The organism is Desulfosporosinus acidiphilus SJ4 (assembly GCF_000255115.2).
Lineage (GTDB): Bacteria > Bacillota > Desulfitobacteriia > Desulfitobacteriales > Desulfitobacteriaceae > Desulfosporosinus > Desulfosporosinus acidiphilus.
This window is the reverse complement of record NC_018068.1, coordinates 1,443,562-1,457,505: the sequence shown is the minus strand read 5'-3', so window position 1 is coordinate 1,457,505 and position 13,944 is coordinate 1,443,562. Positions and strand designations below refer to the sequence as shown.

Below are 13,944 nucleotides of genomic sequence, written 5' to 3'. Positions count from 1 at the left end.
TGCACCAGGCTCTTCCGTGGAAATCTTTATGCTTTAAAATATTTAAGCTTTACAAAGGTGATCAATCCTAGCGCTAAAATCCCAGACCCACCAATTTCAGCATACATTGCCCATGGAGTTTTCTTTGATTGGCTATTTTGGGCTGATGGCGACTCAATCTTAGTCTGAGTTTTATCCTGCAGGGCCATAATCGGCGGATCCGTTCTTTGTGGATCCGTCTTTGATGCTGCAGCTGTCTCTTGAGCTTGAGGAACCGGATTTAGATTAGTAGTAACTTTAGGAGTCGATGTCGCTTGTTTTGGTGTTGCATTCTGAACTGAAGCTGTAGAAGATGATGAAGGAATAGGTGCTGGGGCTGTGGGAGTTGGATTTGTCGTCGCCGTCACCTTCAGGGGAGAAGAGGCTTTGCTCGTACTAGTGCTTTTACTTGCAGTTCCCAAAAAACCCGATAGATCCGGAGCAGGAACTCCAACGCCTACTAGAACCTTACCTATATTGCTACCATAGTTCGCCTTACCCACAAGATCAGCTGGAGGAGTGCTTCCTGGAGGAGCATTTGGGCCGCCTAGTTGACTTAAATTCACTCCTTGTGCTGCAAGCGATTGGAATATCGAAGGATCATAGCAAGTAGCATTCATGCTTTCTATTATATTGCTATTAATTCCATATTGTTTGATATAAGCTAAAATAGGTGCAGCAGAATCATAACCCGTCCAAGAAGGATCGTTTTCATGACCCGCAACCATCGATAAGGGAATGGGTTGTGTCGATACTAATGATGCGCCATCGCTACCGATGAAACCGAAATTAATACTTGCAGTGTTACCAACTACACCCATTTTCCATCCCTTCATTTCATAATGTGAGCTATCTGCGGCTTTGGCCGACGTTGGAAGAAGGAACATCTGTACGGTTACGGCTATTACTCCAATAAATCCAACTAACTTAGTTTTTTTCAGTTTCATGGTTCATACACCAACCTTTCACTGATTACTAAAGAACATTCCCACAAAATCAACCTCTCGTTGTCAAAATACTCTAAGGTTATATCCCATTTGCGACAGATCATTCTAAACTATTGACCAAACCCGAGACATTGGGACTTTGCCGTATTTATCAGCGATGACATTACACAAGCCCCTTATATTTATCCAGTCAATGTGGCTTATTAGCCCTTTTGATTTCATTGGAAATTTTAGAACAGTAATTACCAATATTCTAGATCGTAAGGAATAAAGCTTTTGGTTTTGAATCTTTCCTCTGAGACGCCCGCGCAATACGATGCAATATCGTTAATTTCATTTAATGCCATTTCTATGAACAAGTATCGTTATTGTTTTTTTCATAGATTACAATAACCTCCTTCTCCATATTGGTCCGGATACGTTCAAACATCGTTACAGGCTCTGCCAAATCGACCTTTCTTTTCAGCGAGGTTTCTAAACGAGCTTTAAGTCCCGAAAATGCCAATAGCCCTATTTCACCGTCAAATTCTATGACCAAATCAATATCGCTTTCCTCATCTGCCTCGCCCCTAGCATAAGACCCAAAAATACCTATTTTTCTGATAGGGTACTCCGTACAATAAGGTACAATGGTATTCTTAATATCTTCTAGGCTTAAAACATCTTGGACTGGCGGCAGCCCCTTACTCTTTATTAATCCATCCGCAAACTCTAACAACTCGTTTTTTTGTCCTTCGTCTAAATGCTCCAAACGATGTAGGAGCTTGGTTTCAATACTCGTAATTCTTATGCCCCCTTTCAAAAGATTTATCTTTTCTCTTGAAGAAAGCTTTTGTATACGTTTTTAAGTAATTCTTATTTTCCATATGTCTTCCCTTTACCGCGACAGATCTGGATGGCCTCATTAACTATCGGCCATATATCTTGAGGCCAGATAAATACTGCTTTTCCAAAGTCAAAACTATCACTTCGGCCGATAATATTTTTTGAAAACTCATAGAGCTTTTGGTGTTGTGATCCTAAGCTCTGCGCACGTTGGTCCATTACCTCCCAATCCGGACCTTCGTCATCAATTAGAATGACCTCACGCATCCCTTGTGAGGATGTCAGTATGTAAATGAGCGCATGATAGTCCCATCGGTCTGGAAATTTTTCACGATACTTCTTAAATAGTTCTTCGTGCTGGGGATCGGTAAAGTATAATTTCGGTCGATACTCTCGATTTTTTAAGACATCGTCTGAAAACCTAGAGCTTAAGTTAAATAATTCAGCAATCCGCTTACTGGAAATGATCGACTTAATTTCACACCTCGTAGTATCTTTAAGATTTTCACCATCACCTAAAGGGAACTCCCAAATTAAAAGCTCTGCGATGTAACCTCCATTGAATGGATAGTATAAGGTTAGTGAGTGACATTTCATTGAAACTTTGCTGTTATGCCATTCACGTAAGTCCTTATCGTATGACACGACATCCGGGATCTCCGGCGGCAACTCAGATTTTTCAACGTGATAACGGATAAACTCCGGAAGATTCTCATACCTCATAAACTTTTAGGACTCCCTTCTTGGTTCCAGAATTCATAGCTTTAAAAAACATTATAAGCCATTCAAAAGACATTCTCTTGCTTATTCGTGCTAAGTATTTTTGCTGAAATAATAGTCTCTACATTATTAAACGAACTATTTTTTATCAATCCCACTCCTGCCTGCGAACGACCTCTTGTAGATCATCAAGATTGGGCTTTGTGTAAATCACCGTTGTGTCAAGGTTTGGGCGTCCATTTTTCTTCATATGCCCGGCAATTCGGGCAATACGATCAAGGGGTTCTCCGTCATCCGCCATCTTTTTAAAACAAGTGTGTCTTAACCGGTGATACGTCAAGGGTTCTTCGAACTTAAGGATTTCCTGAAGATCCTGCATGATATATTGAATGGCACGGGTCGTTAATTTTGTGCCTTTCCTTAAGTTCGTAAATAGATATCCCTTGCGCCGGTCCGGATAGTCCTGCCAGTAATTCCGGATAGCCTCAATGACATTCTTATTTAAAGGAACGATTCTTCGTTTATCACCTTTTCCAAACACTTCAAGAGTTCCCTTCGTAGCCATAGCCTTTATATGTTCATTCTTGATTTCCGTAACCTCTTCGGCTCTTAATCCCGCCGAAAGACTTAAAACGACCAAGAGAATAATCCGACGATCCACGTCTCCGCGATAAAGATAATTGATCAGTTTCTTTCTCTCTCCAGGACTTAACCATTTTGGGCCTGGATCCACTTGTTCCGGAAACTTGATCGAATGAGCCGGATCATAATCAATCATTTGTTTATCGTACGCCCATAACGTAAACATCTTTATGACGACTAGATTCTTAGTGATGTAGGTTGGGGACTTTTCCCTTATGGATTGCTTATAGTCTTCAATAAGCATTTTACTTAATTGTTCAGGAGAAAAAGGATCACCCGTTGTCCCTTCCACCCATTTTTGAAATCGCCGGAGCACATAATTATAGCTTTTTATGGATGCCTCAGAGACATTACAATTATCTAAAAACCTCTCAATATAATCTGTCATATTATCTTCTATGGCCTTCTCTCATAAAGTTCTTTGTGTTCTACGACATATAAAACTGCCCTTTTTCAGAGTCCTTTTTTATTATTCTACGACATAACTATACCACTTTGCGTCTTAGAATACAATATTCTACGACCTAATTCCAATTCAAGGTTACACTGTATTTTTCTATTAACATTCCCGCATCCACTTTTTGATTATTGATTAGTGATTATCGTTTATAATTTTGCCCGAGATAAATGTAGTCTGGGGCCCCACGCATACTTTGAACTTGATATTCCTTTACATTACAAAAGTATTGCTTTAAGCGATTATGAAAATTTACTGATGACGAAGAACTCCAAAATGAAACTACTCCATATGGATTAAGAATCTTAGAAAGTGAATATAGACCTTTTTCAGTGTATAAACGGCAATTAGATTCCATAACAGTCCACTCAGGACCATTATCAATATCTATACAAACGGTATCAAATTTGTCTTCGGCAGAATCTAGCCAGGTCAGTAAGTCCTGTTGTATAATCCGAATCCGAGAATCCTTTAAATAATTACCCATTAGTGGAGAAAAATAATTATAATTCCATTCAATGATCTTTGCCTCAAGTTCAAGTACTACAACTTCTTTAACTTCAGTTTCATCAAGCATTTCTTGAAGAGAATAACCTACACCTAAACCCGCAACTAAAACTTTTTGTGGATTGGATGAGAATTTTAAAGCCATGGAAACCAATTTCCGTTCAGAATCACCATTGTACGTTGACATTAAGAATACTCCATTGCTTATTATTTCATAATCTTGATTACGTTTTTGTAATTGTAGTTCTCCCCTTTGAGTTATGCAGCGTTCGATTACCTTAATATCATTTTGCACAAATACAGTCTCCTTAATTTTAAATTGTTTATTGTTTTCCTTCAAATATTACATAATTACTGTGACCATTTCCTAATCTCTTCTCTATATATTGCCAACAAAATTCGGAAAGGGAATTATGTCAAACCAACATAAATAGATTAGTCAGTGGTCGCAAAAAATAAATTTTGCTAAGCTTCTATCAACGACCAGTAAAGTTTGCTTATAGATCAAAGACCATCCATATCTTTATTTCCCTCAAATCTTATTAGAACCCTGAATAACTTCAACATCTTTACGTTTATACGATTTATACATCAAAGTATAGAGTAGACCAGAACAAAAAATTATTATTGCTCCTAAATCACCTACATGTTGAGGAGCAACCCTACTCGTTAACAACCCAACGAGCATCATGGATATCCCAAGAAGGGTTGCTTTCAGTGTTTCGGATACAGAAAAAACTCTTCCCTGTATCTCATTTGGCGTTAAGGAAGCGATAATCGTCAGTTCCATCGCATTACTTAACGCACTTGCATAGCCTACGCCTATGAGCCCAAGCATCGCTCCACTAAGGTTCGGACTATTGACAAAAAAGATCTGAAACAATGCTTCAAGGACTAAGGTTAAGCCCACAGTTGCTTGCATTCGTTTATGGTTCCCTTTAAACAAACGCTCTGTTGTAAAACTACCCACTATGGTTCCGGCCCCCAACGAAGCATACAGAAGCCCTAACCCCTTGCTCCCTCCACCAAACACCTGATCCACCATGACAGAAATTAAAACATTGATGGCCCCCCCTCCGATCGCCCCACCCATGAAGAGATAAACAACGAATGCAACAGGTTTATTCCGAGTAATTCCGTATACACCGATTTTAAAGGATGCCCAATAACTGACGATTAGCTTCGTAACATCAACATTTGCATTTTTACTCTTAGCGATAGGCATAACGGAATCCCTATATTGAGCAAATTCACTACGAGCGCCTTTTACAAGAAAGAAAGCTGAAAAGATAAAGGAGAACGCATTGAACACAAAGGCAATCGAAACGCCAAACTCCGCAATAGTAATTCCAGCCAAGCTAAATCCCAAAATCATGGCAATGCCATTAAGCCCAGTCGTAATAGAACTGGCAATGCCGATATTTTCTTTCTTAACTATGCTCGAAAGATAGGCCGAGCGGGCAGGACCATAAAAAGCTGAAAAGAATACGAGAGTAGTGCTTAATACATAGAGAAGCCATATATCTTCCATACGCAAAACAAATAAAAAACCGAGGGCCAAAACGGAGCGAATAAGGTCACAAGCAATCATCACCTGTGTCCTACGCAATCGGTCACTTAGAACCCCCCCGATCGGACCCGCGATGAGGTATGGAATCACGCGCATCGCCAAGGTCACTCCCACAGCAAGAGAAGAATGAGTTAGAGTTAGAACTAACGTTATGACAGCAATACTATTAAACCAATCTCCCAATGAACTGACAAACGCCGCGTAAATTATGCGTCGGAATAATATATTGTCACGGATTAAACCCACTTTTCCCCACACTGTCTTAATCCTCTCTTTTCCATAGTTCTGGAGGATTCATTTCATAGATCCCATTGTCTCGGTACATATATCGGTAGATAATGAACTCGCGCCGAATGGTTGCGTAATCAGGATAAAAGGTTTTAATGTGCTCGTTAATCTCTTTTTCCGAATACTTTCGCCCTACCACTAATCCTTCTAACATCCGTTCCAAAACAAATCGTTTTTTCTTATGCTGAACAGGAATTTGTTTCAGTTTACCATCAGGTGTAAAGAAATTCCTGAGAACACCATCACGTTCTTTTTCCAGACTATCTAAAATGCTTGCCTCCCATTCAATTTTCATGACCCTATTGTTTGCTGGTTCAAGGATGACATTTACCGTTGCCTGAGCATCCTGTTGTAATGTCATTTCCTCCAAAGAAAAATAAATCGTATTCTTCTCTCGTCTAGTTTTCACAAGACCTGCATCGCGAAGTCTTGCCATGTGGTGAGTAATCGTCGAAGGGGTTATTCCAAGGCGTTCAGCAAGGGCCTGACCATGGTGAGGCTCCTTCGCCAAAATTGCCAGAATACGAATACGTGTAGGGTCAGATAATGCCTTGTGAAAATTAATAATTCGATTTAGTTGCAATGGTTTATCACTCCTTTTTCTACAACCCCTGACAACACCCTATTTTCAGTATAAGAATCACCAAGAATAATTCTATGAACAACTAATTAGATCACTATCTAATTAGATTTTAATCTAATTAGTATTGTTGTCAAGTTTCTGCGTATTTCCACTCCTGCACCGTTTTTGTCTTTGCTCAGAGAAGCATCATCACGCATCCTCAGACAAATGATCCAACACGCATGCCCCGACACCCGGTATTTAGATGTCATTGCGTCTGCCTGGAATTTAAAGATTAGGCCTTTCTCCCTAAGGAAAAGGGCAGATTGAATAAGCCTCTTTAATAAAAACGTGGTCTTAACCTTTCCTTACAAGATGGATGAACCTTGTCATTTTTATCCCGAAATAGTACGTGAAAGTCTAACAAAGAAAGAATTTTTACCCAATTAGGTTTAATTCAATTCGAATTATTCTAAATTCAAACAAGAAGAAGCAGAATACATTAACCTTTTCGAGTCAATGTATTCTGCTCAGAATCCTGTTTACCACTCCGCATTAATCACTCTAAGTAAATTAATTGTAGAATATTGTTCAGTTTGGTAAACAATTGGTGTCACTACACATACTGAGTGGAGTTGGAACATGTGTCGAACACTTCTGCCGTGACTTCCTTGGTTAAAGCTTCTTCTTGGAGTTGTTTCAGTATTTCTTTACTCAAACCTAATTCCTCCTTTCGATTAGATATTTGCGTTGTGCCAATTGGCAAACTCGATAAACCCTAATAAAACGTAGGTTTATTGAGTAATATATATAGAACTTCTCCTCTTAAGCATTTGCACGAAAAGGAAAAGTCTACACCTATAACAATAAGCTACTTTATAAGATATAGAATTTCTTCCTTGAGGCATTTAGTAACTAATAATCTTATTGCACTTTCAGAAATACGAATATTATTGTCTTGAAGTACTAAAACAATCTCCGAAAGATGTTTAGAATCTGCAAATAGGCTTAACAATGTTTTAGAAACCTTACTTAACCTCACTAGACTATTCGAATGAGGATTCATACAGATATACATATCGAATTGGTCATCATAATCCCACATGACATCTTCTACTATTCCAATCCTATGCTCATCAATTGTGTCTGTATAAGGCTCTGCCGATTCACGAATTTTGATTAAGCCATAATACACTAAATCAGAAACGTATGAATTAATATCTTCTTCTGACCATTTATTCTTCATTGCCGAAATTGTTTCTCCATTTCGTATCATATCTGACATTGAAATTTGGGCAATTGGCGCACTATATGTTTTTCTATTTGGAACATTGTAAAAAATGATATTGTTGCCTATTTCGACAATGTAAGTGTGTTCAGTAAGTTCGATATGACAATGTTCCAGACTATTAATATAGTTGTGGCTATACTTCACTTTATAATAATCTTCAGTTGAAGACGTTTTATAGATTGCATCCATTACACTTACTTTTTCAGATAGAACAACTTCTTTTGGCAGTGGGAACGCAAGTCTTGAAAAGATTGGATAATTTCCCTTCTGCTTATTAACGAGTAATTCGCTTTGTTCTTGTGTCAAACCAACTTTTGCAGTGTAATCAACATTCAACTTTAAATCTTGCAAACCAGAAACAGGCTTAACCTCAACAAAATAATCACCTGGATTAAACCAAACATCAGAACCAATCTCTAAACCAAATTGGCCAAAGCCATACGTTGATGTGGGTACATGATATTCTTCACGAGATTCTGCAAGCATTCTGCGAGTGAAAGCGTACGTCGTTAAAGCTTCTTCAGAAGTTTCTGTAGGGAAGCCGGTAAAAAAGAACAAATGAACAGGGATATGTGCTTTATATAAATTACGAATTGAGGGCTCAATCCATTCAATCTTGACATTCTTTTTCATCTTATCAAGAACCCTTTGGCAATACGATTCCAACCCGAATTGAATTTGCCTACATCCTCCTTTATACAATTTTTCGCATAGCAATTCTGATATATTGGGAGAAAAACGAGTTTCGCCGTACCAATAGATTTCTTCCTGTTCATTGATTATCATTTGGCATAGTTTTTCCATGTTTTTAAGGTTTAAAGTTTCATCAACAAAACAAAATATGCTAACACCGTACTTTGCCTTTAATTCCCTCATAATACTGAAAACTTTATCTACTTTAAAACTCCGATACTTTCCAGATGTTGCTTTTGGAACTGTGCAAAAAGCACAATTAGAAAAACAGCTTCTTGAACTATATATTGGTAGAATTAACTCTGGAACGAAGTACTTATCAAGTGGGAAGCCATCAAAATCTGGTGTATAAATATTGATATAGTCAGTCTCAACTATCGTATTTTTAATTATTAAATTTGATGTTTTATGAACAAAATATAGGTTATTAATGTTTTCGAATGTTTTATTATCTTTAACAGATTCGATAAGATCTCCAATTGAGATTTCTCCATCATAAACTAATATTGAATCTACAAATTCAAAAAATGGATGTGTTTCTCCGAATCGTAAAGCCATTCGCGTGATATAATTTCCACCTAGTGAAATATGAGTAACAGATGGGCAAAGTTTTTTAATTAATCTAGCAAGTGTAATGGCAGGAATTATTTGTGAGTTTCCACTAATTGAGATTCCAACAAATTTATACTTAAGCAAGTTAATTTCTTGAATAATACCCTTTTCATAAAAATTAATATAAGGATTATGGCGCTTATCTACTGTGGATTTCATTACTTCTTCGGATGAGTACCTACTATGATACAAGTCGATATTTTTGAAACTCAGATCTTGTCCTTCAAAAGCCTCATTAATTACATATAATGCATTTGCAATTGTATTAACAGCAAATTTTCTGTCATTGCTGTTAAAAAATTTCTGAGATTTACTTATTTCCTTTGCCTTTTCAATTAAAAGAGTAGATTCCCTGACCAATTTCAAAATATCATTCATCCTGTTTTCAGCTTTAATTTTGTCATAGCATTGCTTGATATAGTTTTTTGAAAAAATATGATCAAAATATTCAATATTAAGATCTCTGATATCAGCTGAAATTCCTCTCTCATTTTTGAGGAAAGACTTAAGTATGGGTAAGGCAAGATAAGGCCCATTTGGATGCCATCCTGGCGGAAAAACTAAAAGTGTTTTCATAATAAGCTCTATTCCTTTCACTATGGTCAAAACAAAAAATCAAAACTGAAATGCTACGAGTTGATTTAATACATACATTTAATAAGCATACAATCTACGGAATATAAGGTTTCTGCACCTTAAGGAACGATTTTGAAAATAAGATAATATTTAGATCCTTAAACGAGAGTTTTTTTTCTGGGATTCGCTTGACTGTGACCCTACCTCGGATTACTTCAATGCTTCATTCATTCGACTTATTCGTTTTTTAACTTCTTCCATTACAAGGGTAGGATCTGGCACCCATCGCGATACTATTTTTAATAACTTCATTTTCAAATATTTTCGATTTTGAATCAGATCATTATTTAGAGAATAACCTGAATTAGCTTTGGCTTATAGCAGGCTAAATGTATAACAAAAGGATTGCCCAATATAAATGCATGAACCAAAAAAACTTGTTCTCATCCTTTCCTCTCTCAATTTTCTTTAGTGCTTATGTTAACAAAATCAATAAAGAATTTGAGATGATGCATTATATACTAATTTGTCGAAGTTCTCAGGAGAGACAAAAAACGACAAAACACATGGTTAAATATGTCACCATGTGTTTTATAGCAAGGAAAAATCCGAACCTTTCAGAATCCTTTCTTGTTTTTATTTTAGTTTATGTCTTTTTATTTCGTTACGGTAGAATTCCGCGGCTTTTGGTTCTTTTAAAGCCGAATACACCTCACTAAGTAAACGGCAACTCTCTTGAAGTTCCGTAGAAATAGAAGGGGAGAGAGATTTTAATAGTATGTAGGCTTTTCTAGTAATAGAAATCACGAGAGTATATTCACTTTGTTCAAAATACTTCTTGCCCATAATATTTAAATGTCTAGCAACCAAGAGAACATCCTCAGTACCTGATAATTCTAATTCCAGAGTCTGCATTAAAGTTTCAAATTCTATCTCCTTGCCTTGTCTTAAAAAGAGCTTAGCAAGTTCTAGCTCAGCCCATTGTTTTGTCCGGAAATCCCCAGAAATAATAGCAACCTGAATAGCCCTCTGATAAAAGCCTTTAGAGAGGTTAAGTTTTCCAATAGCAGAATAATACTCAGCAATATTGCAATAGAGGTCGCATTTACCACGCGGTGATTCCAAAGTTTTTGCCTGTCTAAATCCTCTAATGACCCATTTCCTTGCTGTTTTATAATCTTCATTATCAAGTGCAACCTGGATCAAACCAACAATAGAATAGAGTTTAATGGCCACTGTTCCAAATTCATAAGCTTTCTCATATGCACTAACCGAAAGCTTATATTTAGTAAGTCTTCTATAGACCGTACCAAGGTTCATATATACTCGAGCTGCTTGATACCCGTCAGACCATAAAAATAGGCTCTTGCGAAAAGCCTTTAGACCTTGTTGATACTTTCCTCTAGCAGTATAAGCTGCACCTAACCCCAAAAGCACCTTTCCTTTAAAACGTTTTTCAATTTCATGTTTTGGAACAAATTTTGACGCTTCGAGGAACAATTGGATAGCTAATTCAAATTTGTTTTGAGAAGTTAAATTATAAGCGTCATACCAGTATAAATAATATCTTTTTAAATGGGTCGAGTCAGGGATATCGGAAGAAATTACCTTCTGGAGATGGGAAAGCATTGAAAAATCATTCAGCTCCGAGGCATCCAGAATTTGTTGTAAATAGGCAAGCAAATGATTTTCGGCAACACTTTCCAATAATACCTTTTCTGGGATCAACGAATCGTAGGAAGTACGAAGGAGTTCCTGAACAGTATGCAATGGTAAGTCAAGTTCTGCCGCCATACGAACAAGTATCGGTAATCGGGGATTTGTACGTTTAGCATTTAGAATATTACTCATATAGTTCTCACTAATGTGGCATCTCATAGCTAAAGATGATGGGAGTATATTGTTTCTTTTTAAATAAGCCTTTAATGCTGTGGCCTTTATTGTTTTTTGCATAATCAATTTTCCTCCCCATCAACTGCTGTTGTACATAAAAGCAGACCTTTGTATACACAGAAAGGCTGATCGATATACTCGATCACTTACTTCATCGCCCAAACAAAACCTTTTCTAAATTCCTCTCGATGACCCTTTTTGACTGCAATTCAAATACCAACTTATTTTTTGCCGCACTGTGCCTCGAACAGCGTTTTAAGTTCTAGGCGTCTCGCCATTCTGACATCTCGTTTTGTGAGTTCAGTCATCCAATCCGATCATTAAGTTTGAAACATATCACTTTTAAACAATCCTAATGTTTGTCGTTTTTTGTCAACTCAGAAATCTTCGACAAAATAGGATGTTTTATTTTCACCCTAATATTTACTTGGTTTTGTTATATTACAAAAAGGAAGGAGGGATTGGAATGAAAAAAGTTCTTTTATGTATTTTGTCCTGTAGCTGTTTAATTCTGACTTTACAGTTTGCTCCAAATTTGAACACCCATAAATCTGGTTACTCTCAGACAACTTTAACACAAAATACCATCTACCGTCCCAATATAGATCCAATTCAGGCTTAATTAATGGACCCCTTAGTCTTGGATAATCTTTAATAAGTATCCCAACGAAAGGCTTTTTAAACGCAAAAAAGATGAGGAGGTAAAATATTTAAATGAAAAAATTTCTATCATTTGCGTTCCTATCGTTAGTTATCTTAATCTTATCCGTTAGTCCTGTATATGCCACAAGTATGTGGGATTATAACATTAATGGCCAACAAATTCCAATCTCGTTTACTGAGTATTTTGATGCTCCAGACGGATCCTCATACGGGGTTACATATCCGCTTTCAGTCAATGGTTGTTGGCAGGAATGTTGGGACGGTACTCCATATGGGGAAGCCTATTTAGGTACATTATACTTAGGGGGAGAGGTAGATTATAATCCAGATAATGCTGATGTAACAGTAACCCCTGACGTTACTTACAATTATTCAAATACTTATCGCATTTCAACGCCTCAATCGTGGACATTGCATTCATCTGGTCAGCTTTATGATGAAGGGTACTCAAATCCTTGGGCAGAGTACAATACAGCATCAGTTTATACAGAAGGTCATGTAAACTTTTACAGCGACGGTTACAGCCCCAATAGCCAAGATATATATTACGATTGGACTTCACACAATTAAAATATTTATTAGAATGAGGTGAAATAATGCATAAGAAACATATTAAAATCTTGACTATAGCATTTGCATTAACAATGCTATTAGGAATGACTACTGTTGTATCAGCCGAAACTAATCCTTCAAATTCAGGTTCTACAAGTATTACATTAACTCCTTCCGGTCGTGCTGTTACAAATACTGATTCTACGATCTTGCCCCCTAAAGTAACTAACACAAAATATCCAAATGTTGTGGCTAAAATTTATTCAGAAGAAATTTCTGGAGCGCAACTAACTTCTCGAATTGCTTTAATTAAAAGGGATTATGAAAGATCGAATAAACCAAAAGCTGATACTCAGTATGAACAAATAGCTTTGCAACAATTAGTAAGGCGAGCGCTTATAAACCACGAAGTACAAGTCAGAGGAATTACAACCTCTGAGGAAGACGCTGCAACGGCAGCAACAAAGTCGGTCCAATATTTAATGAACTTAGACAACAATAATATTTATAAAAAGCAGTTTCTTGAAATGATAAAAGAGATGGGTTATTCAAGTCCGAACCAGTATGAAACAGACCCAATTATAATAGGATTTTATCAGGAACACTTAAATAGCGCTAAGTTGGAAAAGCAAGTTGTCAAGGAAATTTTACCCCCTACTGATAATGAAGTTGACTCTTACTTAGCCGCCCATGGTATAAAAAATAATTCTTCAATTAGTGATGAGATAAAACAAAAAGTTAAAATTAGCTTATATCAGCAAAGACAATCAGCCTATTGGACCAATTTTACCCAAAAGTTGATAGATGGAAATAACTACAATTTATTTGTAAACGTCAATATTCATTCTATCAATTAGGAAAAAGGAGTCGTCCAGAAACTCAAGTTTCTCGCGACTCCATAGAAAATATTCAATTCAAAAGTTTAACCGGAAATGTCCTTCCCGAGACAATAACCAGTTTTCTCATAATGTGGGCGCGATACAGTGCAATCCATTGTAGTTTAACATTACCTTTTCTAATCCATTGAGGATAAAACGGACACCAAAATAATATTTGGCATATCCAAAGACACTTTCTACCTCAATCGGTCTCGATCTACGCATTTTCTATCGTAATCACTGATTAGAT

Annotated in this window: 11 protein-coding genes; 2 read left to right on the top strand and 9 right to left on the bottom strand. The window is 36.9% G+C overall.

Annotated elements, in window-relative coordinates; all coding sequences use genetic code 11:
• Window positions 1–26: 26 nt before the first annotated feature.
• The 9 genes from DESACI_RS06690 to DESACI_RS06650 form a co-directional block, all read right to left on the bottom strand.
• Window positions 27–965 (bottom strand): hypothetical protein, encoded by a 939-nt coding sequence (locus DESACI_RS06690; protein ID WP_014826431.1) that lies wholly within the window; start codon window positions 963–965, stop codon window positions 27–29.
• Window positions 966–1,314: 349 nt separating this feature from the next.
• Window positions 1,315–1,767, bottom strand: coding sequence for a nucleotidyltransferase family protein (locus DESACI_RS06685; protein ID WP_014826430.1), 453 nt, complete (start codon window positions 1,765–1,767; stop codon window positions 1,315–1,317).
• 53 nt (window positions 1,768–1,820) lie between these two features.
• Window positions 1,821–2,513: a hypothetical protein gene (locus tag DESACI_RS06680; protein ID WP_014826429.1), complete on the bottom strand. Its 693-nt coding sequence runs from the start codon at window positions 2,511–2,513 to the stop codon at window positions 1,821–1,823.
• Window positions 2,514–2,658: 145 nt separating this feature from the next.
• The gene (locus DESACI_RS06675; RefSeq protein ID WP_014826428.1) at window positions 2,659–3,540 is read right to left on the bottom strand and encodes a tyrosine-type recombinase/integrase; all 882 of its coding nucleotides are present in this window, start codon (window positions 3,538–3,540) and stop codon (window positions 2,659–2,661) included.
• Between the two features lie 211 nt (window positions 3,541–3,751).
• Window positions 3,752–4,456 (bottom strand): spermidine synthase, encoded by a 705-nt coding sequence (locus tag DESACI_RS06670; RefSeq protein WP_202947870.1) that lies wholly within the window; start codon window positions 4,454–4,456, stop codon window positions 3,752–3,754.
• 192 nt (window positions 4,457–4,648) lie between these two features.
• Entirely contained in the window at window positions 4,649–5,932 is a 1,284-nt protein-coding gene (locus DESACI_RS06665) for an MFS transporter (protein ID WP_242833138.1), read from the bottom strand.
• A gap of 16 nt (window positions 5,933–5,948) precedes the next feature.
• Window positions 5,949–6,557, bottom strand: coding sequence for a DUF2087 domain-containing protein (locus DESACI_RS06660; protein ID WP_014826425.1), 609 nt, complete (start codon window positions 6,555–6,557; stop codon window positions 5,949–5,951).
• 850 nt (window positions 6,558–7,407) lie between these two features.
• The gene (locus DESACI_RS06655) at window positions 7,408–9,708 is read right to left on the bottom strand and encodes a B12-binding domain-containing radical SAM protein (protein WP_014826424.1); all 2,301 of its coding nucleotides are present in this window, start codon (window positions 9,706–9,708) and stop codon (window positions 7,408–7,410) included.
• Window positions 9,709–10,344: 636 nt separating this feature from the next.
• On the bottom strand, window positions 10,345–11,661 hold the full coding sequence (locus DESACI_RS06650) for a tetratricopeptide repeat protein (protein WP_014826422.1): 1,317 nt from the start codon (window positions 11,659–11,661) through the stop codon (window positions 10,345–10,347).
• A 654-nt stretch (window positions 11,662–12,315) separates the two neighbouring features.
• On the opposite strand from DESACI_RS06650, the gene DESACI_RS06645 reads away from it, so the two are divergent.
• Complete coding sequence (locus tag DESACI_RS06645; protein WP_014826420.1) at window positions 12,316–12,834, top strand: hypothetical protein; 519 nt, start codon at window positions 12,316–12,318, stop codon at window positions 12,832–12,834.
• A 26-nt stretch (window positions 12,835–12,860) separates the two neighbouring features.
• Window positions 12,861–13,673: a SurA N-terminal domain-containing protein gene (locus DESACI_RS06640; protein ID WP_014826419.1), complete on the top strand. Its 813-nt coding sequence runs from the start codon at window positions 12,861–12,863 to the stop codon at window positions 13,671–13,673.
• Window positions 13,674–13,944: the final 271 nt, after the last annotated feature.

What these genes read in the sequence shown, in the direction of transcription:
- DESACI_RS06650 (WP_014826422.1), bottom strand. Translation starts at nt 11,661, where the DNA reads ATGCAAAAAACAATAAAGGCCACAGCATTAAAGGCTTATTTAAAAAGA.
- DESACI_RS06655 (WP_014826424.1), bottom strand. Translation starts at nt 9,708, where the DNA reads ATGAAAACACTTTTAGTTTTTCCGCCAGGATGGCATCCAAATGGGCCT.
- DESACI_RS06675 (WP_014826428.1), bottom strand. Translation starts at nt 3,540, where the DNA reads ATGACAGATTATATTGAGAGGTTTTTAGATAATTGTAATGTCTCTGAG.
- DESACI_RS06690 (WP_014826431.1), bottom strand. Translation starts at nt 965, where the DNA reads ATGAAACTGAAAAAAACTAAGTTAGTTGGATTTATTGGAGTAATAGCC.
- DESACI_RS06680 (WP_014826429.1), bottom strand. Translation starts at nt 2,513, where the DNA reads ATGAGGTATGAGAATCTTCCGGAGTTTATCCGTTATCACGTTGAAAAA.
- DESACI_RS06640 (WP_014826419.1), top strand. Translation starts at nt 12,861, where the DNA reads ATGCATAAGAAACATATTAAAATCTTGACTATAGCATTTGCATTAACA.
- DESACI_RS06645 (WP_014826420.1), top strand. Translation starts at nt 12,316, where the DNA reads ATGAAAAAATTTCTATCATTTGCGTTCCTATCGTTAGTTATCTTAATC.